Source organism: Clostridium sp. SGI.024, from assembly GCF_050315195.1.
Lineage (GTDB): Bacteria > Bacillota > Clostridia > Clostridiales > Clostridiaceae > Clostridium.
Genome location: NZ_JBNPON010000008.1, coordinates 63852 through 89214 on the forward strand (window position 1 = coordinate 63852; position 25363 = coordinate 89214).

Sequence of the window (25363 nt, forward strand, 5' to 3'; positions counted from 1 at the left end):
AGGATTGTTTTTTGAAAAGTAAGAAGATTTCAGTATTACTTGCTGGGATAATGACGGCCACTATGGTTTTAAATCCTTATGTAAGTACTGTAAAAAATGTATCAGCTACTACTATAGCTACTGATAATACAGCTAATACTACAGATAGCAGCAATAAGAATTCAATAGACATTGAATCAGATTCTACGGAAAATGCTGCTAAAAATAGTGTATACTTATCTAGCTTAAATTATGAGACTAATTCATTTACTAATCATGGTAATATAGTGAAAAATGCTAATACTAATGGTAGCAAAATAAGATTAAAAATTGATGGGGAAGTCATTACTTTTGATAAGGGGATGGGGGCACATGCTACTTCAGAAATAATATATAATATTAGTGAATATTCTAATGAATATACTAGACTTTCTACTTATCTAGGTGTTGACTATAGTCAAGCAGGTAAAGGCAATGGTGTAAAGTTTAAAATCTATACATCAAATGACGCTTCAAACTGGAAGCTTATAAAAGAAACAGAAGTTTTAACAGCAGCTGGAAATTCACTTTATGTGGATTTAAATGTTGCTAATGTAAAGTACATAAAATTACAAGCTGATATGAATGGTAGTAATGCTAATGACCATTCAGTTTATGGGGATCTAAGATTAATCAAAACAGGCTATGATATTAATAGTGAATTATATCAAGGTTTCCAACCATTAACATATTATGATGATATTTTATCTAAAAAAACAGTAGAGGATAATTATAAGAATAACTTAAATCTAGTATTAAAAAGAGAATTTGTAAATAGAATTGGATATAGAACTATACAAAATGCTGTTAAAGATAACAAAGATGTTAAGGAAGCCCTTGAATGGCTAATAAATGACGAAGATGCTTTACAATTATTTATTGAAGCTGGTACATTTCTTAATGGATCAGGTTCAGATGCATTGAATGCACTAAGTAATCTATATAAAAACTATAAAGGTTGCTTATCAGATTCAGAAAATGGATATGTCTATAAAAAAATGTTAATTGCCACTGCTGTAGCATATTCTAAAACTATTAGAACTTATGTTGTAGATTATGGTGGTTCTTTTGTTCAATCAGATCCTGTTAAAAAGTTTAAAGCAATGAAGGACCTTTATGATGAGGGTAAGTTTGTAAGGAAAGAGGAATTTAAAACTTATAACATGGAATTAGTTAGATATGTTATGGATGCTAAAATGGATGATGAAGAAATAAAATGGCTACGTTATTATTCAGAAGATAGATTTCCTAATGATATATCTAAAAGATTAAATGGTTACTCATTTGTTAATTATATTCAACCTAGTTACGGTGATCCTGAATTATATAGTGCAGAGAATAGAGAAAAGTGGGATAAAAAATATAAATTAACACAATATGGTGTAACTTCATATGGTGAAAAAAATAGATTCAAACTTTGGATGGTTATGGAGAAAGGTGGCATTTGTTGGGGTATATCAGGAGTTGGAGCAAATCTTAATGAAGTTCATGGTATTCCAGCAGTAAATGTATATCAACCAGGACATGAAGCTTATTTAGTGTACACACAGAATGAAAAAGGTAATGGATTATGGAATATTTGGAACAATGTAGGTAATTGGTCAAATTCATATACTAGATGGGGAAATAATACAAATTCAGAAGCAAGAATGCTTTTAGGCTGGGGTTGTAAATCCTATAATAAATTTAATAAAAATAATGCAAGTTATATAGTACTAGCTCAAGGTGCTTTAAATAAATATGAGAATTATAAGAAATCATTATTTTATAATTTAATTGCTAATTCTTATAAGAATGGAAGTGCTGAAAGAGAAGAAGCTTATAATAAAGCTTTACAAGCTTTAAATATAAATCTAGATTCTTATGATGGATTAATAGATAGTTATAAAGCTTCAGGTAATAAGACAAGCCAACAATGGACAGACCTAGCAAAAAGGATTATAAAAGCCTATACATATTATCCATTACCTATGGTAGAAGCATTAGATCGTATAATTCCAAATATAACTGACAAAGTGAATTTAGTAGAAATAAATACATTAAAGACTAATGCTCTAAATAGTGCTAAAGATGCAACGGGAATGCAAAGTTTACAACCAGATGTATGTAAGATAGTAGCTAATTCACTATTAGGCAAAAATACTGTAGCTCTAGCATCATTCTCATTTAGTGGTAAATATGCAAATCAAATTAGGTTAAATGAAGATTATGAAAATGTAAACTTAATGGTTAAATATTCACTTGATGGTGGTACTACTTGGAAGCAGTCAGAGAATCATACAATTCAATTAACAGAAGAAGAAGTTAATTCTATAACTGCAGAGAATGATATAAAAGTTGGCCTTGTTGGTAGTGATACTATATATACAATTGATATACAAAATGGTAAAGATGCATCAAATTTATATAGAAATGATTTAGAGAATTTATTAATAGGGGCAGATAATAATTTACAGTATAGTGAAGATAATGGTGTTACTTGGAAGGATTATGTTTCAGGACTAAATAGTGAAACTAGATTTACAGGAAATAAAGTAGTAAAAGTAAGATATAAGGCTTACGATAATTATCTTCAAGGATTAGAAAGTGAATATACTTTCTATGAAGATAAAAATACAGATGAGCAATCTTATTTACAATTAAGACATGTTAAGCTTTATGAATATTCTTCACAAAATAATAATCAGTCTAATGCTGCTATTAATTTAATAGATGGTCATCAAAATACTAATTGGCATACTTTATACAATGGTTCTGATAAGGATAAATTCTATAGTGTAGAATTTGATAAGGTTAGATTTATTTCTAAATTAACATATCTTCCTTCAATGTCTGCTAATGGAAGATTAAAATCTGGAGATATATATACTAGTATGGATGGTAATACTTGGGAGAAGGTTCATTCTTTCACTGATATAGCTAACTCTAATACTTTACAATCTATTATCTTACCTTCTTCAGTACAAGCTAAGTATTTAAAGATAGTAGCTACAGAAACTTGGGGAAATAGTGCTAGTGAAAATAATAAGTTCTTTGGTGGTAGGATGTTAAACTTCTATGAAGATACTACTAAAACTTATATAGCAGAGCCTATTATAGAGTATTCAACTGAGACAACAACTAATGAGAATGTTATTGCTACATTAAAGTTACCTACTAACTTCACAGCAGAAGAAACAGAGTTTACATTTACTGAAAATGGTTCACATATATTTACATATGCAGATTCTAACGGAGTTCAACATACTTTAGAAGCAAAAGTTCATTGGATAGATAAAGAAGCTCCAGATGTACAAGTTCAGTATGATGTTACTGAATCAACTAATGGTAATGTAACAGCTACATTAGTTGGCTTAGCTGAAGATGAAGAAGTAGTAAATAACCATAAGAGTCCTATTTATACCTTTAGTGAAAATGGATCATTTGAATTTATTGTTAGAGATAAAGCTGGAAACGAAGCTAAAGTAGTTGCAGAAGTTAATTGGATAATTAAAGAGAAGCCAGCTCCAAAAGTTACTTATAGCACTTTAGAAAGCACAAAAGAGAATGTTACTGTATCTATAAGTGAATTTTTAGAAGAAGGTTCAACAATAAAAAATAATGATGGGAAGGATACTTATACATTTACTGAAAATGGAACCTTTGAATTTATTGTTGTTGATAAATATGGTAATGAAACTATTGTACCTGTAGAGGTAAATTGCATAGATAAAACTCCTCCAATGGTTGTTTTAAATTATAGTACTATAAATAATACAAATGAAGCTGTAACTGTTACTATAGATGGATTACAAGATGATGAAGTTGTTGTAAACAATGATGGAAATCCTAGCTATACCTTTACTGAAAATGGTGCATTTGAATTTATAGTAAGAGACAAAGCAGGTAATGAAACAAAATCTATAGCTGTTGTAGATTGGATAAAGAAAACAGGAAATGATGGAGAATATACTAATGAAGTATATTCAGAATCTACAGTTGAGTATGCTACTAATGAAGTAACTATTGCATCATCTACTAATAATTCAGAAAATATTAGTGATAACAATGCAGCTTCTAATACTTCAGAGAGCAATAAAGAGAATAAAACTGATAGTAAAACAGAAAATAAAACTGATAATAAAAAAGAAAAAGATGAAACAGAAAATTCTACTTCTGATAGCAAAGAAGAAGAGGATTTATCAAATAATTCTATAAGTGAGTCATTTTCTGCAAAACCAACAACAATAGCAATAATAAGTGTTGCCCTTGCAAGCATAGCTACAGCTATATTTGTTGTAATAAAAAAGTTTTTTAGATAATTAAAATTTAAAAGGATTTTTAGGAAGATTAAGTTCAATTTCACATTGTTCTTAATCTTCTTTATTTATTTTTAGACCACTTCATTCCACAAAAGGCGAAAAAATTGCATTTAAATATAAAAATGGGATTTATTACAAATATATTGTTATAATTTTTTTATTAATAGAGGAGAGAAACTGAGTGCATTGGCATTGAAGATTTAATGAAGCTTTAGCTTAATTTACTGTGAAAGCTTATCTTAGCAAGGTCTTAGCAAGGTCTTAGCAAGGGAACTGAGGAAAATCTTCCTCTGAAAGGAGATAATAAATGGATGATGAAATTTTAATAAAACTTATTGGTGGGCCTATATTTATAATTATTATTGTTTTATTATTAATTGTTTTTAATCTTAAGAAAAGAAAACAAGGTAATAATAAAACAATAAATAAAGTAGACTATGGTCAAGTTTATTTTCAGATGACAATTGCAACTTTTGCTGCCATGATTATTTTATGTGATGATATTTATGAATTTTTACTATTTCAAGCTTCACTAATATTTGCATCAATATTAATTAGTAAATATGCTAATGATAAGATAGATAAAAGGTTATAAAGAGTATTTAATTTTTAATATACATTTAATTTTAAGATTAATTTACAATAATTATATATTTTACAACTAAGGGAGAATGAAATGGATAAAGTTTTAATGATAGAAAAGACTAAAGAATTTGTTAAAAAGAAATTATATGGAGAAGGAAGTGGCCATGATTGGTTTCATATAGAAAGAGTATATAACTTAGCTAAATATATAGTAGAAAAAGAAAATGCAGATTCTTTTATTGTTGAAATGACAGCACTATTACATGATATTGATGACTGGAAATTTTCAAAGTCTAATGATATTAATACCACAGTTACGGAGAAATTTCTTAAATCTATACAAGTAGATAAGAATGATATGGAAGCAATAATAAAAATAATAAAAACTATGTCTTATAAAGGTGGGGTTGTGGATTCAACCCAACATACAATTGAAGGAAAAATAGTTCAAGATGCAGATAGATTAGATGCTATAGGTGCAATTGGAATAGCAAGAACCTTTGCTTATGGAGGGCATAAAAATCGACCAATTTACGATCCATCAATAAAGCCTATGGATTTTAAATCCTTAGATGAAGTTAAAAATGCAGAAAATCATACAATAAATCATTTTTATGAAAAACTATTAAAATTAAAAGATTTAATGAATACAGATACGGCAAAGGAAATAGCAGAAAAAAGACATAAGTTTATGGAAGACTTCTTAGAGGAGTTTTATAGTGAATGGAACTTTTAAGTAATGATTTATTAATTAAAATTGTGCATTATTTCCCCTTCTTTTACTTATATTAATATAAAGAGTATAATATAAATAAAAGGGTGATAATTATGAAGGTGCTAATAATGACTATTAACTTAAGAGCTGAATGGGTTCATTCTTTAAAAGAAAAAAGGATGATAGTAAGAAGTATAACTCAAAAACTTAAAAATAAATTTAATATTTCAGTAAATGAAGTTGGTAATCAAGATATTCATAACTATATTACAATTGGTATATCAGGGATTTGTGCTACAAATGCACAATTAGATTCAATATATGAAAATATAATAAATTTTGTTGAAGAAAATACTGATGCAGAATTAATTAATATAAGAAAAGAAGTAATAGTATTCTAAATTTTTTAGCAATAGTTGTTGACATTTAAAGTTAATAAATGTATAGTATTACTATAAAATTTAATAAACATTTTTAAATGTTTCTTATCAAGAGTGGTGGAGGGACTGGCCCTGTGAAACCCAGCAACCTTTAATAGGTGTGATAGGCTTAATTTTTATTGAGCTAAATTACTCATATTAAGTTTGGTGCTAAATCCTGCAGCTTTAAAGCTGATAGATGAGAGAATAAATCAACAAGTGATATTTACACGCACTAGAGAATTTATTCTCCAGTGCGTTTTTTGTTTTTATTTAAGTTCTAGGAGGGACATAAATGATTGAAATTAAAAATTTAACTAAAAAATTTAATGATGTGGAAGTTATAAAAAATGTTTCTTTATCTATAGAAGAAGGTACGATATATGGAATAATAGGGCATAGTGGAGCAGGAAAATCTACTTTACTTAGATGCATAAATGGCCTTGAAAGTTATGAAGATGGCTCAATAAATGTTATGGGGAGAGAAGTTAATGAGCTTAAGGGATATGAATTAAGAGAATTTAGAAAAAAACTAGGTATGATATTTCAAGGCTTTAATTTATTAAATAGAAAAACTGTATTTGATAATATAGCCTTACCATTAGAGGTTTGGGGATTTGAAGAAGAATATAAGGAATATAAAGATAGTTTAGGGGATAAAAAACCTATTAGCTATAGAAGCTACAGAAGAAAAAGAATAAATGAAAGAGTAAATGAACTTTTAGATTTAGTAGGACTTTCTGAAAAAGCAAAAGTAAAGCCCACAAGCTTAAGTGGAGGACAAAAGCAAAGAGTTGCAATAGCAAGAGCTTTAGCATTAGAGCCTAAAGTTTTACTATGTGATGAAGCAACATCAGCCTTAGATCCAAAGATAACAAAGGATATATTAGCACTTTTATCTAAAATTAATAAGGAGTTAGGCATTACTATAGTAATAGTAACTCACCAAATGGAAGTAGTAAAAGAAGTTTGTGAAAAAGTTGCATTAATAGAAGGTGGAATATTAAAAGCAGAAGGAAAGTCAGAGGAATTATTCTTAAGACCTGGGGTATCATTAAAGAAATTCCTTGGAGAAGAAGAGGAAGATATTTTACCAGAGTCAGGTATTAATATTAAGTTATTCTTCCCAAGTACATCTTCAGAAAATGCACTTATAACAAAGATGGCAAGAGATTTAAATGTAGATTTTTCAATAGTTTGGGGTAAGCTTGAAAAGTTTAGAGAAGATATATTAGGTAATTTAGTAATAAATATTAATGAAAAAGATAAGGACAAGGTTATAGCTTATTTAGAAGAAAAAGGTGTAGTATTGGAGGTGCTTAAATAATGACAGAAATATTAATTGAAGGATTTAATAAAACCATAATAATGGTATTTTTCTCAACATTATTTTCAGTAATTTTAGGATTTATTCCAGCTATTATATTAATAGTTACAGCACCAAAAGGCTTAAAGCCTAATAAAACTGTTTTTAATACATTAGATACAATAATAAATATTTTAAGAGGTTTCCCATTTATAATTTTAATGGTAGCAATAATGCCACTTACAAAATTAATAGTAGGAAAATCTATAGGAACAACAGCAGCAATAGTTCCACTTACTATAGCAGCAGCTCCATTTGTAGCAAGAATTATAGAATCAGCTTTAAAAGAAGTAGATCCAGGAGTAGTAGAGGCAGCAAAATCCTTTGGTGCATCAAATACACAAATAATATTTAAGGTAATGCTTAAAGAAGCAGTTCCATCAATAATTTCAGGATTAACATTAACAATAATAAGCATAATTGGATATTCAGCTATGGCAGGAACAGTAGGAGCAGGTGGACTTGGAGACTTAGCAGTAAGATACGGTTATCAAAGATACCAAACAGATGTAATGATAGTAACAGTAATAATCTTAGTAATAATTGTACAAGTTCTACAATCACTAGGAAATTACTTATATAAAAAATTATCACAATAGAGAAATGAAAAATGAAAAATGAAGAATGATTTTACATTAATTTAAGAAACTCATAAGAGTTTCAACAAAAATTACTCATTATCAATTATGCATTACGCATTATAAGTGTGTATAGATTAAGGTTTATAAGTTTTTAAATTTTTAGATATAAATAAAAAAAGTAAAATGAAATGTAAAATAAGATAAAACTTCCTAAGAAGTTTTGAAGAAATTTTATAGTAATTTGGAACAAATTACATCAATAATTCTACATTTTACATTCTACATTTTACATTAAATTAAGGGGGTTTTAAATATGAAAAGAAAATCAATTTTATCAATTTTATTAGTAGGAGCTTTAGCAATAGGCTTGGTAGGATGTGGAAATAAAGCAGAGGGTACTGGCTCAGCAGCTGAAGATAAAACAATAACAATTGGGGTTAGCCCAGTTCCTCATAAGGAAATAGTAGAACAAGTAGTGCCAGATCTTGAAGCAGAAGGATATACAGTTAAAGTAGTAGAATTCACTGATTATGTAACACCTAATACAGCTTTAGCTGAAGGTGAGTTAGATGCTAACTACTTCCAACATATAGCATACTTAAATGAAACTAATGAAAGTAAAGGCTTAGATTTAACTTATACAGCAGCTATTCACTTAGAACCATTAGCAGCTTATTCTAAATCTATTAAAGATTTAAAAGATCTTAAGGATGGTGCAACAGTTGCAGTTCCAAATGATCCATCAAATGAAGCAAGAGCTTTAAGATTATTAGAAAAAGCAGGTTTAATTAAGTTAGGTGATGGAGAATTAGTTACTCCTAAGGATATTACTGAAAATACTAAGAACTTAAAGTTTGAAGAATTAGAAGCAGCTCAATTACCTAGAGTTTTAGAAGAAGTAGATATAGCAGTTATTAATGGTAACTATGCTCTTGAAGCAGGATTAAATCCAGCTAAAGAAGCATTAACAATAGAATATGCTAATGCAGAAGCAGCTAAAAACTATAGAAATATCTTAGCTGTTAAAAAAGGTACTGAAGAAAGTGAAAAAATTAAAGCTTTAACTAAGGCATTAACTTCTGAAAAAGTTAAGAAGTTTATAGAAGAAAAATATAGTGATGGAACAGTAATTCCAACATTCTAAGAAATAAATATAAATTATTATATAAAAGATGAAGTATTAAGCCTTAATATTTCATCTTTTATTTTTATAAATAGGAATTTATAGAAATAGATAATGTAGAAATATATTTTAATACTTAAATACAAATTAAGAGTTTACCTTAAATTAAGATATATATTATTTGTAGCAAGTACAACTAAAGTTAAATTAGAGAGGATGATATAATAATGAACAAACAGGAAGTATATAAATATTTGAAAGATATAAATATATGGCATGAAATTACAGAGCACAAAGCAGTGTACAATATGAAAGAAATAGAAGATATAGAGGTTCCATATCCAGAAGCAGATGCAAAAAACCTTTTTGTTAGAGATGATAAAAAAAGAAATTATTATCTTATAACAGTAAGAGGAGATAAAAGAGTTGATTTAAAGGATTTTAGGCAAAAGAACAATACAAGACCTTTAAGCTTTGCTTATGAAAAAGATTTAATGGATATTATGGGATTAATACCTGGAGCTGTTACACCTCTTGGTTTATTAAATGATAAAGAATGTAAAGTACAATTTTTTATAGATGAAGAGTTTAAAAATTCACCAGAATTAATAGGCATTCATCCAAATGATAATACAGCAACAGTATGGTTAAAAACAGAGGATTTAATAAAAATTATAGGAAACCATGGTAATGAAGTACATGTGGTAAAATTTTAGTGTACAATTAATTTATAGAAGTATTAAAATAAATTATAGGTGATATTATGGAGAAATTATATTATAAAAATCAATATTTAAAAGAAATTGAGGCAAAGGTAATAGAAGTTAAAAAAGTTAATGATAAATATCATATAGTTTTAGATAAAACTATATTTTTCCCAGGGGGAGGAGGGCAACTATGTGATGTGGGATACATAAATGATAAAGAAGTTGTAGAGGTGTATGAAGAAAATAAAATCATTTATAATGTGTTAAAGACTCCTTTTGAGGTTAATGATATTGTTAGTTGTAAAATAGATTGGGAACGAAGACAAGATGGAATGCATCAACATTTAGGCCAACATATATTATCGGGATGCTTTTTCAAATTATTTAATGCTAATACAGTAAGTATTCATTTGGGAAAAGAAATAAGCACAGTAGATATTATAGGAGTATTAAATGAAGAGCAAATAAGAAAAGCAGAAGCGTTTGCTAATGAAATTATTAATGATGGAATAGAGGTTAGTTTTTTAGTTCCAAATGAAGAAGAGCTAAATGCTATGAATTTAAGAAGAGATTTACCTAATACAGAAGAGGAAATTAGAGTTGTAAAAATAGGTGATTTAGATATTAATGCTTGTTGTGGAGTACATCCAAATAAAACATCAGATTTAAGGATGATAAAGATTAAGAAATTTGAAAAAAATAAGGGAAATACAAGAATAGAATTTTTAGCTGGAGAAAGAGCTATTAATGATTCTTTATTTAAGGATAAGGTTCTTAGAGAAATTTGTAATTATTTAAATAGTACTGAACATGAAGCTTTAAATGGAATAAAAAATTTAAAGAATTCCTTAGAAGAAATAAAAAAAGAAAAAAAGATATTAGAAGAAGAATTATTGAACTATGAAGAAGAAACACTTATTAAAGAAGGGAAAAATATAGGAAAATATATTGTTATTAATAAGATATTCTTTAATAAATCAACAGATTATGTTACAAGACTTGCTAATAAAATAAGCGAAAGAGATAGTATTATCTGCTTATTTGCAATAAGGTTTAAGGAGAAAGCTAATATAATTCTTGCTTCTTCAAAAAATATAGAAAATGTTAATATGGGGCAGATATTTAGAGAATATATTTCTATAGTTAATGGTAAAGGTGGAGGAAGTAAGACTTTAGCCCAAGGTGTTGGAGAAGTAGATAATATAGAAGAGTTTTTAAATAATATTTATAACTTTTTTTGTTGAAATACTAACTATAAAAATTAAATTTGTAACCAACTATCGAAATTCCCAATATACTAAATTATAAAGTAATGCAAATATTTATATTATTACTATATAAATAATGGGAGGGAAAGAGTTGGCAAAATGGGTATTGGATGCAGGTCACGGTGGAAAAGACTCAGGAGCAGTTGGTAAAAATGGTAGACGAGAATCTGATATAGTTTTAGAAGCTGTTTATGAGGCAAAAAGGTTATTAGAAAGAAACGGTGAAATAGTATTGCTTACAAGAGCATCTGATATATACTTAGATGTCATGGACAGAGTAGAGATAGCAAATAATTGGGAGGCAGATTATTTTGTTAGCTTCCATATGAACTCCTTTGTAGATAATTCTGTTACTGGAACTGAAATTGTAATATTTGAAAAGGGACATAAATCAGAAGAATTAGCAAGATTTTTAAAGGATGAATTACTTGCTAATTTAAAATCTAAGGATAGAGGAATAAAGGAAGCAAGTTATACTACTTTAAGGCAAACTAAGATGCCATCAGTTATTATTGAAGCTGAATTTTTATCAAATGAAGACATAGAAAAAAACTTTAGTGCTATAAAGTATGGTCATATGGTAGCAAGAGCTTGTTTAACTATGGTTAATAAAGTTTTAATTGATATTCCAGTAAAAAAACCAAAAACTCCTACAAGAGAAGGCTGGAGGATTTGCATTGGATATTATATAGATTATGAAACTGCTGAAGAGGAAGTAATTAGACTGCAAAGTGAAGGATTTAAGGATGCCTATGTGGTTCCATATCCAGAGGAAAATATATTAGTGAAGAAGTAAGAAGTAAGAAGTAAGAGGGAAGTTAGATTGAAATAATTTGATATAAAAGGTTGTGGCAACAGCTTTTTAATTGAGAATGTAGAATTATTGATGTAATTCGAAAGTAATTACTGTCCCAGGGTATATTTTTTTAGAAACTCCTAGCGGAGTTTCTTCTTTTTACATTGCGGGACAACACCTTTTAATTTTGCATAATTTAACATTGTAATATAAGAACTATTGTTAATTTTTCAATTCAAATACTTCTATATTACCATCAAGATTAACAGTTACTTCTATAATATCATCCTTGTTTTCAACTGCTCCACCTGTACTACTTGATTGAATTTTATAAGTTTTCTCTGGCTGTGTACCATCATTATAATCTTGAACTATTTCTCCTTTTGAAATGCTACTTTTATAAGATATTATAATATTTTTTATTGATGATAATTCAGATATGTTGTTTTTATAAGTTATTGAGAATTCTTTTTTACATTCACTATCAAAATTGCTGATATCATCATTTTCAATAAATGCTTGAGTAGTATTTATAGTATATTCAGCAATCCATGATTCATTTTCACCCTTAAAAGTATAATTATGCTTTACAATATCTTTTGAAGAGCAGCTCGTAGTTCCTGCCAAAATCAAGATAATTATAAAAATGATTAGTTTTTTCATTCTATAGGCCTCCTTTTTTTATTTTATTAACAATGAATTTTCTTGTTACCTATCTTAAAATTTCATAATTATTTTACTGTAGCCTCATCTAAAATATAACTTTTTAGAAGTTTTTTAATAAAATTTATTTAATATAAAAATGTTTTCTTATATAAAAATACAAATGACCATTAATGTATATTCTTATTATACATTAATTTGGAATATAATCTCATGATGAGTGAGAATAATATATTCAATTTTAAAAAAGTAATAAATTATCAACATTAAAATAGATCCATATTTTAAAATAGTGTTATGCATTAAAAAGTAAATATTATCTTTATTGTTAAAAAGAGTAAATAAGAGTATAATATTTTAAAGAATTGAAAGGTGGATAATTATGAGAAGCATGAGAAGGAAAGATAGGGAAGTAACAGATATTGATGAGAAAATTGAGATAATAAGCAATTGCAAAGTTATTAGATTAGCTATGAAGGATAAGGAAGGTTTATATATTGTACCACTTAATTTTGGATATTCGTATTTAAATGATAAGCTAACTTTATATTTTCACTCTGCTAAGGAAGGGAGAAAATTAGATGGTATAGTGGAAAATCCAGAAGTTGCCTTTGAGATGGATTGTGAACATAAATTAATTGAAGCAGAAATTCCTTGTCTTTATGGATTTTCTTATAAAAGCATTATAGGAAATGGTGTATCATCAATAGTTGAAAATATGGAAGAAAAGAAAAGTGCTCTTTCATTACTTATGAAGCATCAAACAGGAAAGGATTTTACTTTTGAGGACAAGCATGCTAAGGCAGTAACTGTTTTTAAGGTAGAAGTTACTAATTTCTCTGCTAAAGAGTATAAATAAATTTATATTACTAAATAAAAAAATCACACCATTAATATGTTTTGTTAATGGTGTGATTTTTTATTAGAATGTTGACAAATTCTTAGAACTATTAGAGTAACAAGAAATAACTTAACTTGAAAATTTAGATAAATTATTCGTGATTATAATAAGTAGTATTTAAATTGCTAATAACAAATGATATAATAACGGATAGAAAAAAATGGTTTAAATACATAATATTAAAAAGGTAAATTAAAGTTATAAAGAATAAGTAAAGGTGGTGTAAATATGAAGTTATTATCCATAATAATTCCCTGTTATAATTCAGAAAACTATATGAAATATTGTATAGAGTCACTTTTGCCAGGTGGTGATGATGTAGAAATTCTTATAATAAATGATGGCTCAAAGGACAAAACAGCTGAAATTGCAGAAGAGTATGCTAATAAATATCCATCTATAATTAAAGCTATTCATCAAGAAAATGGTGGACATGGTGAGACTATAAATACTGGGCTAAAAAATGCAACAGGGTTATATCTGAAAGTTGTTGATAGTGATGATTGGGTAGATACTAGAGCTTACTTTAAAATATTAGATGCTATAAAAGATTTCTATAGTAATAAAGAATATGTTGATATGATAATAAGTAATTTTGTATATGAAAAAGAAAATGCTAAGTTTAAGAAGGTTATGAAATATGATAACGTTCTTCCAGAAGGGAAAATATTTACCTGGGATGATATTGGAACTTTCCGTAAAGGACAATATATTTTAATGCATTCAGTTATATACAGAACTGAGGTTTTAAAAGAATGTGGACTAGTTCTTCCAAAGCATACTTTTTATGTTGATAATTTATTTGTATATTTACCACTTAAAAATGTAAAAAAGATGTTTTATATAAATGTTGAATTTTATAGATATCTTATAGGAAGAGAAGATCAATCAGTAAATGAGAAGGTTATGATAAAGAGGATAGACCAACAAATAAAAGTAAACAAATTAATGATAGAAAATATTGACTTAGAAGATATAGATAATAAAAAACTTTATAAATATATGATTAATTATTTGGAGATTATTACTGCTATATCAGGGGTATTGCTTATACGTTCAGGTACAGAAGAAAACTTAAAGAAGAAGAAGGAATTATGGAAATATATTAAAGATAAAGATGTAAATTTATATCGTACTCTTAGATATAAATTAATGGGACAACTAATAAATTTACCAGGTTTAATAGGACGTAAAATTTGTATAGGAGTATATAAAATATCTCAGCTAGTTGTAGGATTTAACTGATAGAAGAAAGGTAAATTATTATGGAAAAATATGATTTTTTAATTGTTGGAGCTGGACTTTATGGTGCTGTATTTGCACATGAAGCAAAAAAACGTGGTAAGAAATGTTTAATATTGGAAAAACGTAATCATATAGCAGGGAATATTTATACAGATAAAGTTGAAGATATTAATGTGCATAAATATGGTGCACATATTTTCCATACAAATAATAAAGAAGTATGGGATTATATAAATAATTTTGTAGATTTTAATAGATACACAAATAGCCCTATAGCTAATTATTGTGGTGAAATTTATAATCTTCCTTTTAATATGAATACCTTTAATAAAATGTGGGGTGTTAAAACTCCAGAGGAAGCTAAAGAAGAAATTAGAAAACAATGCAGTGATAACTATGTTGAAAATCCTAAAAACTTAGAAGAGCAAGCAATTAATTTAGTTGGAAGAGATATATATGAAAAATTAATTAAGGGATATACTGAAAAACAATGGGGAAGACCTTGTAGTGAACTGCCTTCATTTATAATAAGAAGGTTACCAGTAAGATTTACTTATGATAATAATTACTTTAATGATAGGTATCAGGGTATACCTATAGGTGGTTATACTAGCATAGTTGAAAAAATCATAGATAAAATCGAAGTAAAATTAAATACAGATTATCTTAAGGAAAAAGATAAATGGAATAGTATTGCTGAAAAAGTAGTTTATACAGGACCTATAGATGCATATTTTAATTATAAATTAGGAGTTCTTCAATATAGAAGTATAGCCTTTGAAAATGAGATTCTAGATATTGAAAACTTTCAAGGAAATGCAGTTGTAAATTATACTGATAAGGAAACTCCATATACACGAATAATAGAGCATAAGCATTTTGAATTTGGAAATCAGCCTAAAACAATTATAAGCAGAGAATATAGCAAGGAATGGAGTATTGGTGATGAACCATATTATCCTATAAATGATGATAAAAATAATGAATTATATAATAGATATAGTGAACTTGCAGAGTCTGAAAATAATGTGATTTTCGGTGGGCGTCTAGGAGAATATAAATACTATGATATGGATAAAGTCATAGAAGTAGCCTTAAAAAAGGTTAAAGAAGTATTTGCAGCATCTAATAAGTAAATAGAAAATTAATGATAAAATAATAAAAGAGAATTTAATGATATTATAATATTAAATATTAGTATGGTATAATTTAATAAATAATATTAAAATTTATCCTTGAAGTTGGAGGTTAACTTATGGAAAGAAATTATGAATTAATATATCATAGAAGTTATATGGAAATAGAATTTCCAGAGATACGTAAGCATAGATTTACAAAGGATTTTTCTTGGGGATTTTATTGTACTAAAATAAAAGAGCAAGCTGAAAAGTGGGCAGATAAATTTAATACATCCATAGTAAATGTTTATGAAGTTAAAGATATTAATTCATTGAATATTAAGGCGTTTGAAGATTATACTGATGAATGGCTAGAGTTTGTGGTTAAATGTCGTAGTGGAAATACACATGAATATGATGTTGTTATTGGACCAATGGCAGATGATACTATTTATGATTACATTGAAGCATACACACAAGGTCAAATGAATAAGCAAAAATTCTTTGAATTGATGAAATTCAAATATCCAACTCATCAAATAAGTTTCCATACAATTAAAGCTCTAGATTGTATTAATTTTATAGAAAGTTATAAAGTGAAATGATAGAAAATTATTATAGTTAAAATAAATAAAGGTAGTAAACAATCCAGTGTTTAACTACCTTTTATGATTTTTTATATATTCATTTTTTTATTTTAACTCTTACCTCTTACTTCTTCCTTAAAATCTCGTAAATTCTATCTTCCTCAAGAGTTTCTTTATCTAAAAGTTCCATAGCTAATTTATCTAGTATATCTTTATTTTTATTTAATACTCTAATAGTTTCTTCATATAATGAATTAACTAATTCCCTACATTCTTCAACTATAGGATTTCCATAACTAGCTGAAAGGTTACCTAATTTAGAGAGCTTTAATAAACCTAGAGTATTTCCCATTCCATATTCTGAAATCATAGCCATAGCCATTTCAGTAGTTTGACTTAAATCTCCTTCAGCACCAGTTGAAATTCTTTCTTTTCCGAAAATAATTTCTTCAGCAGCTCTACCTCCTAATAAAACCATGATTCTATTTTTTAAGTAATCTAATCTTTGATAAGATTTATCCTTAGGTATAGTTAAGGTATATCCACCTGCACCATTAGTAGTAGGAATAATAGTAATTTTTGATACCTTATCTTCAGGTGTTTTTATAAGAGAAAGAAGAGCATGTCCTGCTTCGTGGTATGAAGTTAAAAGTCTATCTTCTTCTAAATAATGTCCTCTTTCCTTCTTTTCATAACCTGCAAGTACAATTGAATAAGCTTTATTTATATGTTCTTCTGTTAATGAAGGTGAATTTTCTTTAGCAGCAATAATTGCAGCTTCATTAATTAAGCTTTCTAATTTTGCACCTGAGAAATAAGCAGTTTTTTTAGCAATATCTTTAATATTTATTTCTTTAAAAGGTTTATTTTTCAAATGTAGAGATATAATTTTTTCTCTTGCAGATAAATCAGGTAATGAAACCTCAATATGTCTATCAAATCTACCAGGTCTAAGTAGTGCTGAATCAAGGGTATCTAACCTATTAGTAGCAGCAATTACTACTATGCCTTCTTTTTCACCAAAGCCTGACATTTCTGTTAAAAGAGCATTTAAGGTCTGATCTCTTTCATCATTTCCACTGGAAGCACTAGAGCCACCTCTTTTCTTACCTATAGCATCTATTTCATCTATAAAGATAACAGCTTTACCATGAGCTTTTGCTTTCTTAAATAAATTCCTTATCCTAGCAGCACCAACCCCCACATAAACTTGTACGAAATCAGAACCACTTAAAGCATAAAAGGGAACCTTAGCTTCACCTGCAACTGCCTTAGCAAGAAGAGTTTTACCAGTACCTGGGGAACCATATAATATAACTCCCTTTGGCATTCTAGCTCCATATTCCTTATATTTTTCAGGATTTTTCAAGAAGTCAACTATGTCCATAAGGCTTTCCTTAGCTTCTTCATTTCCAGCAACTGAATTAAAGTTTAATACATTTTCTTCTGTAGAAAAATCTTTTATATCTAAGTTAGTAATCTTAGATGTACTTCTTTTACCCATAGAAATAAATACAATTGAAATTACTGAAGCTAAAAGTACTATGGATGTAATAGTCTTAGGTGGACTACTTATATTTTCATCTGAAATTTCTATATTATTTTTTAATAAATCTTCTTTTAAGGTTGGACTATTAGGATTTTCAGTAGAGTATTTACTACCATCCTTTAAAAATACAGTAAGCTTAGAGCTATTATTAATAATTACTTTAGATATATTATTATCAGTTATATCTTGTAAAAATATTGAATATTGTTTAGTGTAGTTAGCAGTTTTACCAAAACTTAAATACATTAAAACTAATGTTGAAAGAATAGCTGTTGCTATTGGAATAAAAATTAAATTTTTCTTTAGTTTGTTCATTATTACCTCCTAAATAGAAGACTAACTATCAAAAATATTTTAACATCTTTAAATATTTAGTCCACTTAATAGCCTAGATTATTCCTATGTAAGTGTTGGAATAAATGCCAAACCAAAAAGATATCTTTAAAAAGTTATGTAAATAGAGTATACTTTAAGTAAAATAGCTGACTGATTAGAACAATGATTTTAATAAGCAATATATAAGGAGAGATAATAAAATTGCTTTATTCAACTGTGTTATCATCAAAGGATATTACTAAGTTAGTTAATTTAAAAGGCAAGGATAAAGGGATAGAGATAACCCATATAGAAATAGATAATGAAATTAATTTTTCAGGTAAAATTTTTAACAAAATAAATAGCAAATTTAGTGGTAGTCTATATATTAAAAGTTTTTATAATAATAAAATAGTTATTAGAACAAAAGATATAAGTATAGATAAATTAGGAATGTTAAAAGGAATTAGCAATGTAGTTTTAAAATCAGTAATTAAAATCATTGGTGAAGATCAGCTTATTATTAAAGGAAAAGATATTATTATTGACTTAAACAAGTATGAAGCAAATATAGAGGATGTATATATAAAGGACAAGCTACTTTATATAATAGGCTCTAAATTAGAATTATATATTAATGCATAGTTAACTTATTAATGGGAGGTAAGTATGAATATTTCAAGTGTTAAAGTCGCATTAACAGGCGAAGATTTATTAAGTATTTTAAATGAGTTTGTAAGCGTAGAAGGTTTAAACTTAGAAAAAATTGATATTGATGACGAAATAATATTACATGGAAGCTTTACAAAAGGAATAACAATTAATTTTGTAGCAGGTGTTAAAGTAAGTAGAGTTGAAGATGGAATTATACATGGAGAGGTTTCAACTTTTAAAGTAGCAAAATTAAAGATATTCTCATTAGTTAGAAAAGCAGTCTTAAAGTTTGCATTAAAATCTTTAGAAGAAAAAGGGATAAGCTATAAGGATGGTAAGGTAGTAATAAATATTAAACATTTATTAAAGGATGTTCCATATGTTGATTTAAATATAGCAGATATATATTTTACTCAAGATCTTTTAAATGTTGATGTAGCTAATATTGATATTTCAATAAAGGGTACCTTAATAAAAGAAGTTCCAGTAGAAGAAGAACAAGAAGAAGATGAATTTGAAGAAATTGATGAAAATATAGAAAAGGTAAAGGATTATTATAGTAAAGGAAGAAATTTTGCAGTAGAAAAGCTTCCACAAAAGATAAAAACTTATAGTGATTATTTATTTATAGTACCAGATATGGCAGCTTTATTGTATAGATTATTAAAGGATAAGAGAGTTTCTTTAAAAACAAAGCTAATTATTTCAGGAGCTGTGGCATATATTGCTTTTCCAACGGATATAATACCAGATAGTATACCTTTTATAGGTAAAGTAGATGAAATAGCAGTTGCATTTTTTGCATTAGAAAGAATAATTGATGATGTACCAATTAAGGTAGTATTAGAAAATTGGGAAGGGAAAAATGATATTGTTTTTGTAATAAGAAATATTGTGGAATATGTAATAAACTTTACAGGAGCTAGAAATGTAGAGAAGATTTACAATTTTATAGAGGAAATTGTTTCATTATAGAATAATCGAAGGAGTACTATAAATGGCAAAAAAAGTTTATGCAATAAAAGAAGGTTTTAACTTTAGTACTAATGAAAAAGTTGAAAACTTAATAGTAGATACTTGGGCAGAATGTCAAAGATATATAAAAGGAGTTAAAGGAGCTAAATATAAAAGCTTTGAAGATATAAATGAAGCTAAGGCATTTTTAACTAATGGAGATGGAATGCTAAAAAAAGGTGTAGATACTTATCCTATGGATTGTTTACATATTTATGTAGATGGAAGCTATAATATTTCTACAGAAAGATATGCCTATGCTTTAGTAGCTGTAAAAGATAATGTTATAGAATATGTTGAAAATGGTAGAAGTGAAGATAATTCTAATAAAGCTATAAGACAAATTGCTGGAGAATTAGAAGCTACAGTTAAAGGTGTTGAATATGCATTAAGACAAAAGGAAAAGAAAGTAGTTATTTTCCATGACTATGCTGGAATTGCTCATCATGCCACAGGATTTTGGGAAAGAAAAGAACAATCATCAATAGATTATCATAATAAGATGAAAAGTCTAATGAATAGTGGTATTGAAGTGATTTTTGTTAAAGTAGATAGTCATACAGGTGATTTATATAATGAAATTGCAGATGAAAAATGTAAGGAAGCCTTAAATATTGAGTCTAATAATGAGTTTTACAAATATCTTGGAAGTAATGAAATTATTGTTTCTAATAATTTAGTTAAGGAAAAACTTAAAAATATAGCTAAGGATAGAGACTATAATATTATTTCTAAAGATGATTCTATTATAATAGATGATAAAGATGCTTCTATAATTTTAAAAGCTAAAGTAAAAGAAGAGGCTACTATAGATAATAATTATAAAGAAGAGGAAGAAATAATAGAAAAGCTAAGAGATATTCTAAAGAAACTTCCTAAGGAAAAACAAAAGGATATTTTAAGTTATGGAGAATATCTATTAAATAAGGAAATTAATAAATAATTATAATAATCATTTCATGAATATAAGATTAAAAAATACAAATAATAATATTAGAATAATATTTATGAGGTGATATAAATGCTAAGAATGATTAAAGGAATGGCGGCAGGAGCTGTGATAGGAGTTGCAGTAACTGCTGTTATGCTACCACAATTAGATAGAAGAACTCAAAGAAATTTAAAAAGAGTTGGCAGAAGAGCTATGAATATGGCAGAAGATGCTTGTGATATGATGATTGGATATATGAGATAGAAATTATATTCTGAAGGCTTGGAACTTGCGACGTCGCAAAGAATTATTTCCTTCAGTATAAAAAGAGATCAATATAATGTTAGTGTGACTTGGAGCTTGCGAGGTCACAGCTAACATTATATTGTTCTCTTTATTTTTTTATAATTAAAATTTAAAGAAAAAAATTAAAATTATTAGTGTTTTTACTTACTTTAATGATATAATATTTAAAAGGAAAAAATAAGAAAATATTTTTATTTATATTATAATTTGACGAAAAAAGCAAATTAATAGGTTTATTATATGGAGAATTACTATTAAAAATGGTTAAATTATGATATAATTTAAAATTATAGGAAAAGTATAGAATATTAATATATTGGTATGAAAAGGAAGAGTAATGATGGAGATTCTTGCATTAGGAGAAAAAATAAAAAGAAGACGTAAAGAGTTAGATATGACTCTTAAGGATTTAGCTGGAGATAGAATTACTCCAGGACAAATCAGCTTGGTTGAATCAGGGCGTTCTAATCCTTCTATGGATCTACTTGAATATTTAGCAGGAGCTTTACAAACTTCAGTTGAGTACTTAATGGAATCAGAAGAGACGCAAGCAGAAAAGATAAGTGTGTATTATGAGCAAGTTGCCGAATCTTATATTTTATCTGGAGATTATATTACTGGTGAAAAATATATAGAAAATGCTTTGTATTATGTTGAAAAATATAATTTAGAGTATAGAAAGGCAAAAATTATATATTTAAGAGCTAAAATATGTAAAGCTAAAGAAGAGTATACTTTAGCACAACAATTTTTCTTGTCATCAAATGTTATATTTATTAAAAATAATAATTACGAAGAAATAGTTAATACATTTTTAAACCTAGGAAAAATAACTTTAGAACAAAATGCATTTCATTCTGCTAGTAGTTATTTAAGACAAGCTGAAAAGGTCTACTTAGATAATAATATAGGAGATGATTTCTTACTTGGTGAAATATATTATTATATGGCACAGGCTTATTTTAATATAGAAGACATGACTAATGCAATGAATTATTCATTTTTGGCAAAAAGTAAATTTGAACAAGTTAGAAATAGAGAAGAATACGCTAAAACCTTACTATTGTTATCAAAGGAATATAATAAGCAAGGGGATTTAGCAAATGCTATTAAATATTCACAAAAAACTTTAGAGGTGTATAAAGAACTAGATGAATTACATAATATATCTGAAATAGAAAATAATTTGGGAAAATTATTCTATGAATTTGAGAATATTGAAGAATCCTTTAAGCATTATGAAATATCTAAGAATATTAGAATAAGAAGAAATGATTCTAAAGTAGTTAATACATTAATGAATATTTGTGAAAACTATATTAAGTTAAAGGATATTTCAAAATGCGAAGAGATACTTATAGAGATAAGTTCTTTCCTAGACGAAGGGGATATAGAAAATCTAATAGAGTTGAATTTACTATGGTATAGAATTTATATTCTTAAGGAATTACTTAAAGAAGCTGAATATGTTTTACTTGATACTTATGACTTAGCTAAAAAAAATAATTTACAAAAACAAGCTGGGCAATTATCAATAATGATAGGAAAGTTCTATATAGATAATAAAAAAGAAGTAGAGGCAGCTAAGTATTTAGATGAAGGAGTTAATATTTTTAGGAAGTTAGGAATACTTAAAAATTAATTCAGGCGGGGGATTTAAATGGAAATATTATCAACTGGCGAAAAAATAAAAAGGGCGAGGGTATATCAGGGAATAACCTTAAAAGAATTATGTGGAAATAAAGTTTCTATATCTAAGATGAGTTGCATAGAAAATGGAAAAATTAAGGCTGATAAAGATGTTTTAGAATATATATCAGAAAAACTTGGACTTGATTATGATTATTTAGTAAGAGATGTAGAGGAACAAATAATAAATAATTTAAAATTAATTAAAAGAGGCTTAGTTCCAGATGAAGAAATTGATAATGTTATTAATCATAACTTAACTTATGCTTTAGATTATTCCTATAATGATTTGGCCTTTGAGTTAATTCATATGCTATTTAATTATTATGTTAAGAAAAATAAAGTTGAAAATATACAATTAATAATTTCACAATACTATGATTTATATCAAAAAAATAATACTCCTGAAAATACTATAACTTACTATGCAGATATGGCAACTTTCTTTTATAGCATTAAAGATTATAATGAAGCTATAAACTACTTTAGCAGAATAAGATCAATTATAAAAAATAAGAAGGATTTTAGTAAAGCAGATTATGCATATATTTGCTATAGAGAAGGAAAATCTTTTGAAAAGTTAGGTAAATTGGATAAAGCTTATGATATTTTAAAAGAAGCATTAAAATATGTAGATAGTATTGAGAAGGCTTTAGATAAGGGAGATATTTATCATAGCTTTGGAACTGTTTGTATAAGACTAAATAAGAAGAATTATGAAAAATATATAAATATATCTTATGAATATAAAAAGGAAAAAGTAGCAGTGCTAGCAATTGCTAAGGGGAAAACTGGAGAAAGTTATTTTTACGCAAATAACAGAGAAAAGGCAATTCAAGAAATTATGGAAGGCATTGATTTATTCCCTACAATAGATGAAAAGAAATATGTTAGATTCTTAAATAAATGTGTTAAAACTCTTTATGAAAATAAGGAATATGATATTGCCTATGAAATTACAGATAAAGCCTTAAATTCTGCCATCGATACTAATGATATAGCATTAATTGAAGAAGCATATTATTTAAAAGGTATGATACTTCAGAAAAAAGAACTTTATGTCCAAGCTGAGATGTATATGAACCTTTCACTTGATTCCTTATTTAAATTTGCTAACAAAGAAAAGAGACATGAAAGATATCTTGACATGGGAGAAATGTACTATAAGCTAGGAGATGTAAAGGATTCTTTGAAGTATTTTACATTAGCTATGAAACTAGAGAAATAATATATATTTATTATAAAAATAAAGGAGCTGTTGCATTAAAAATTAGGCGCAGTTCTTTTTTTGTTAAAAAATAAATCTAAGGCTTTAAAAGTTTTATGTTCTACTATTTTACTACTTTATTATTCTTTCAATGGACTAAAAATTATAGTATATTGAAAGATTTTTTGTAAATAACAATTATTTTTATTTAATAGTATTTATATTTATATAAAAGTGTTCTACAATAATAGTAGGAAAATTCTAAATATTCTCTACTTTATAAAATTCTTTATTACACAAAATTTTCTACTATATAGAAATCTCTATGAAACAAAAATCTCTATTTAAAAATAAAAATATATATAATCCAAATTGTTATATAAATCCTAAAAGGTATAAAAGAAGTTTTAGGGGATATATAGAATTATTCATAAACAAAATATTACTTATTTAAAATTATTTTTATGGGAGGAGATAATTTGAAGAAAAAAGGTCTATCGTTAATGTTAGCGGGGGTTTTAGTAGCGTCGGTAGTGTTAAACCCTTTTTCGTTTAACACTACTAAGGCTATGGCCGAAGTAGTGGTTAATTCAAATTCAGAAAGCTCAGACAGCGAAGTTGAACAGAATTATGTTTACTTATCAGATATACAGTATGATGCAAGTAAGTCACAAGTAGAATACGGAAGCATAACAATAAACAAAAATATAAACGGTGGTATAATTAAATTACTTAATAATGGTGAAGTAATAGAGTATGCTAAAGGGGTTGGAGCTCATGCTAAATCTACATTAATATATGATGTGGAAGATTATTCAACTACATACTCTAGATTTGTAGCACGCTTAGGAGTAGACTACTCCATGAGAGGTAGAGGTAATGGTGTTAAATTTATAATTTCTACATCTCAAGATGGAACTACTTGGAGCAATGTAGAAACAACAGGTATTATGACTGGTGCAAGTGAATCTAAATTAGTAGATATAAATATTCAAGGTATTAAGTATTTAAGACTAGTAGCTGAAAACAATGGAGGTAATGAAGCAGACCATTCAATTTATGCTGATGCTAGGTTAGTTAAATCAAGCTATGATTTAAATAGTGAAAAATATGCAGGTATTAAAACTTTAAATGAGTATGATGCAGAAATTACGAAGAAAAGTGTAGAAGCTAACTATGCAGAGAATAAAAAGCTTATTCAAGAAAGAGAATTAGTAAGAAGATTAGGTTATGAGTCATTACAAAATAATTTAAGAGATAATGAGGCTCTTAGAGATACCTTTGATTGGTTATTAAATGATGAAC

23 protein-coding genes and 1 riboswitch are annotated in these 25363 nt (G+C 27.1%); of the genes, 21 read left to right on the plus strand and 2 right to left on the minus strand.

The annotated features are described in order from the left end of the window. Nucleotides 1-11 precede the first annotated feature (11 nt). The 10 genes from ACQRD5_RS04475 (at nucleotide 12) to ACQRD5_RS04520 (ending at nucleotide 11879) form a co-directional block, all read left to right on the plus strand. Entirely contained in the window at nucleotides 12-4319 is a 4308-nt protein-coding gene (locus ACQRD5_RS04475) for an NPCBM/NEW2 domain-containing protein (protein WP_427746531.1), read from the plus strand. A gap of 307 nt (nucleotides 4320-4626) precedes the next feature. Next, entirely contained in the window at nucleotides 4627-4914 is a 288-nt protein-coding gene (locus ACQRD5_RS04480) for a hypothetical protein (RefSeq protein ID WP_294169534.1), read from the plus strand. A gap of 81 nt (nucleotides 4915-4995) precedes the next feature. Continuing rightward, nucleotides 4996-5640, plus strand: a complete 645-nt coding sequence (locus tag ACQRD5_RS04485; protein WP_294169536.1) for an HD domain-containing protein — start codon at nucleotides 4996-4998, stop codon at nucleotides 5638-5640. 92 nt (nucleotides 5641-5732) lie between these two features. After that, entirely contained in the window at nucleotides 5733-6020 is a 288-nt protein-coding gene (locus ACQRD5_RS04490; protein ID WP_291627615.1) for a DUF503 domain-containing protein, read from the plus strand. A gap of 81 nt (nucleotides 6021-6101) precedes the next feature. Beyond that, nucleotides 6102-6244: riboswitch (SAM riboswitch) on the plus strand. A gap of 89 nt (nucleotides 6245-6333) precedes the next feature. Further along, nucleotides 6334-7365: a methionine ABC transporter ATP-binding protein gene (locus tag ACQRD5_RS04495; RefSeq protein WP_291627617.1), complete on the plus strand. Its 1032-nt coding sequence runs from the start codon at nucleotides 6334-6336 to the stop codon at nucleotides 7363-7365. Further along, nucleotides 7365-8003, plus strand: a complete 639-nt coding sequence (locus tag ACQRD5_RS04500) for a methionine ABC transporter permease (protein ID WP_320899932.1) — start codon at nucleotides 7365-7367, stop codon at nucleotides 8001-8003. Before ACQRD5_RS04495 ends, ACQRD5_RS04500 begins: the two co-directional genes overlap by 1 nt. 295 nt (nucleotides 8004-8298) lie before the next feature. Further along, complete coding sequence (locus ACQRD5_RS04505; RefSeq protein WP_320899934.1) at nucleotides 8299-9129, plus strand: MetQ/NlpA family ABC transporter substrate-binding protein; 831 nt, start codon at nucleotides 8299-8301, stop codon at nucleotides 9127-9129. Nucleotides 9130-9335: 206 nt separating this feature from the next. Continuing rightward, complete coding sequence (locus ACQRD5_RS04510) at nucleotides 9336-9824, plus strand: prolyl-tRNA synthetase associated domain-containing protein (protein WP_291627622.1); 489 nt, start codon at nucleotides 9336-9338, stop codon at nucleotides 9822-9824. Nucleotides 9825-9871: 47 nt separating this feature from the next. Then, nucleotides 9872-11059, plus strand: coding sequence for an alanyl-tRNA editing protein (locus ACQRD5_RS04515; RefSeq protein WP_427746532.1), 1188 nt, complete (start codon nucleotides 9872-9874; stop codon nucleotides 11057-11059). A 115-nt stretch (nucleotides 11060-11174) separates the two neighbouring features. Beyond that, a complete protein-coding gene (locus ACQRD5_RS04520) occupies nucleotides 11175-11879 on the plus strand; it encodes an N-acetylmuramoyl-L-alanine amidase family protein (protein ID WP_291627628.1) in 705 nt (234 codons plus the stop codon). 222 nt (nucleotides 11880-12101) lie between these two features. Here the strand turns inward: ACQRD5_RS04520 and ACQRD5_RS04525 are convergent, their stop codons facing one another. Beyond that, complete coding sequence (locus ACQRD5_RS04525) at nucleotides 12102-12542, minus strand: hypothetical protein (protein WP_291627629.1); 441 nt, start codon at nucleotides 12540-12542, stop codon at nucleotides 12102-12104. Between the two features lie 382 nt (nucleotides 12543-12924). Between ACQRD5_RS04525 and ACQRD5_RS04530 the strand changes: the two genes are divergently transcribed. The 4 genes from ACQRD5_RS04530 to ACQRD5_RS04545 all read left to right on the plus strand — a co-directional run bounded on the left by ACQRD5_RS04530 (nucleotide 12925) and on the right by ACQRD5_RS04545 (nucleotide 16411). After that, nucleotides 12925-13401 (plus strand): pyridoxamine 5'-phosphate oxidase family protein, encoded by a 477-nt coding sequence (locus ACQRD5_RS04530; RefSeq protein WP_321129606.1) that lies wholly within the window; start codon nucleotides 12925-12927, stop codon nucleotides 13399-13401. Nucleotides 13402-13671: 270 nt separating this feature from the next. Beyond that, the gene (locus ACQRD5_RS04535) at nucleotides 13672-14688 is read left to right on the plus strand and encodes a glycosyltransferase family 2 protein (protein ID WP_427746533.1); all 1017 of its coding nucleotides are present in this window, start codon (nucleotides 13672-13674) and stop codon (nucleotides 14686-14688) included. A 20-nt stretch (nucleotides 14689-14708) separates the two neighbouring features. After that, the gene (gene glf, locus ACQRD5_RS04540) at nucleotides 14709-15824 is read left to right on the plus strand and encodes a UDP-galactopyranose mutase (RefSeq protein ID WP_291627631.1); all 1116 of its coding nucleotides are present in this window, start codon (nucleotides 14709-14711) and stop codon (nucleotides 15822-15824) included. Nucleotides 15825-15943: 119 nt separating this feature from the next. Next, nucleotides 15944-16411 carry a DUF3990 domain-containing protein gene (locus ACQRD5_RS04545; RefSeq protein WP_294169554.1) on the plus strand — a complete coding sequence of 156 codons (468 nt, stop codon included), beginning with the start codon at nucleotides 15944-15946 and terminating at the stop codon, nucleotides 16409-16411. Between the two features lie 106 nt (nucleotides 16412-16517). Here ACQRD5_RS04545 and ACQRD5_RS04550 read toward each other — a convergent pair whose 3' ends face one another. Next, nucleotides 16518-18257, minus strand: a complete 1740-nt coding sequence (locus ACQRD5_RS04550) for an ATP-dependent metallopeptidase FtsH/Yme1/Tma family protein (RefSeq protein WP_291627635.1) — start codon at nucleotides 18255-18257, stop codon at nucleotides 16518-16520. Between the two features lie 222 nt (nucleotides 18258-18479). Between ACQRD5_RS04550 and ACQRD5_RS04555 the strand changes: the two genes are divergently transcribed. The 7 genes from ACQRD5_RS04555 to ACQRD5_RS04585 form a co-directional block, all read left to right on the plus strand. After that, nucleotides 18480-18902 (plus strand): hypothetical protein, encoded by a 423-nt coding sequence (locus tag ACQRD5_RS04555; protein WP_427746534.1) that lies wholly within the window; start codon nucleotides 18480-18482, stop codon nucleotides 18900-18902. 24 nt (nucleotides 18903-18926) lie between these two features. Then, nucleotides 18927-19886, plus strand: coding sequence for a YkvA family protein (locus ACQRD5_RS04560; RefSeq protein WP_427746535.1), 960 nt, complete (start codon nucleotides 18927-18929; stop codon nucleotides 19884-19886). A gap of 22 nt (nucleotides 19887-19908) precedes the next feature. Beyond that, nucleotides 19909-20868 (plus strand): ribonuclease H family protein, encoded by a 960-nt coding sequence (locus ACQRD5_RS04565; RefSeq protein ID WP_294169558.1) that lies wholly within the window; start codon nucleotides 19909-19911, stop codon nucleotides 20866-20868. Nucleotides 20869-20946: 78 nt separating this feature from the next. After that, complete coding sequence (locus ACQRD5_RS04570; RefSeq protein ID WP_291627643.1) at nucleotides 20947-21120, plus strand: YtxH domain-containing protein; 174 nt, start codon at nucleotides 20947-20949, stop codon at nucleotides 21118-21120. A gap of 382 nt (nucleotides 21121-21502) precedes the next feature. Continuing rightward, nucleotides 21503-22804 (plus strand): helix-turn-helix domain-containing protein, encoded by a 1302-nt coding sequence (locus tag ACQRD5_RS04575; RefSeq protein ID WP_291627652.1) that lies wholly within the window; start codon nucleotides 21503-21505, stop codon nucleotides 22802-22804. Nucleotides 22805-22822: 18 nt separating this feature from the next. Beyond that, nucleotides 22823-24079 carry a transcriptional regulator gene (locus ACQRD5_RS04580; protein WP_291627645.1) on the plus strand — a complete coding sequence of 419 codons (1257 nt, stop codon included), beginning with the start codon at nucleotides 22823-22825 and terminating at the stop codon, nucleotides 24077-24079. 458 nt (nucleotides 24080-24537) lie between these two features. Further along, a partial coding sequence (locus ACQRD5_RS04585) for an NPCBM/NEW2 domain-containing protein (protein ID WP_427746536.1) occupies nucleotides 24538-25363 on the plus strand: 826 nt, incomplete at its 3' end.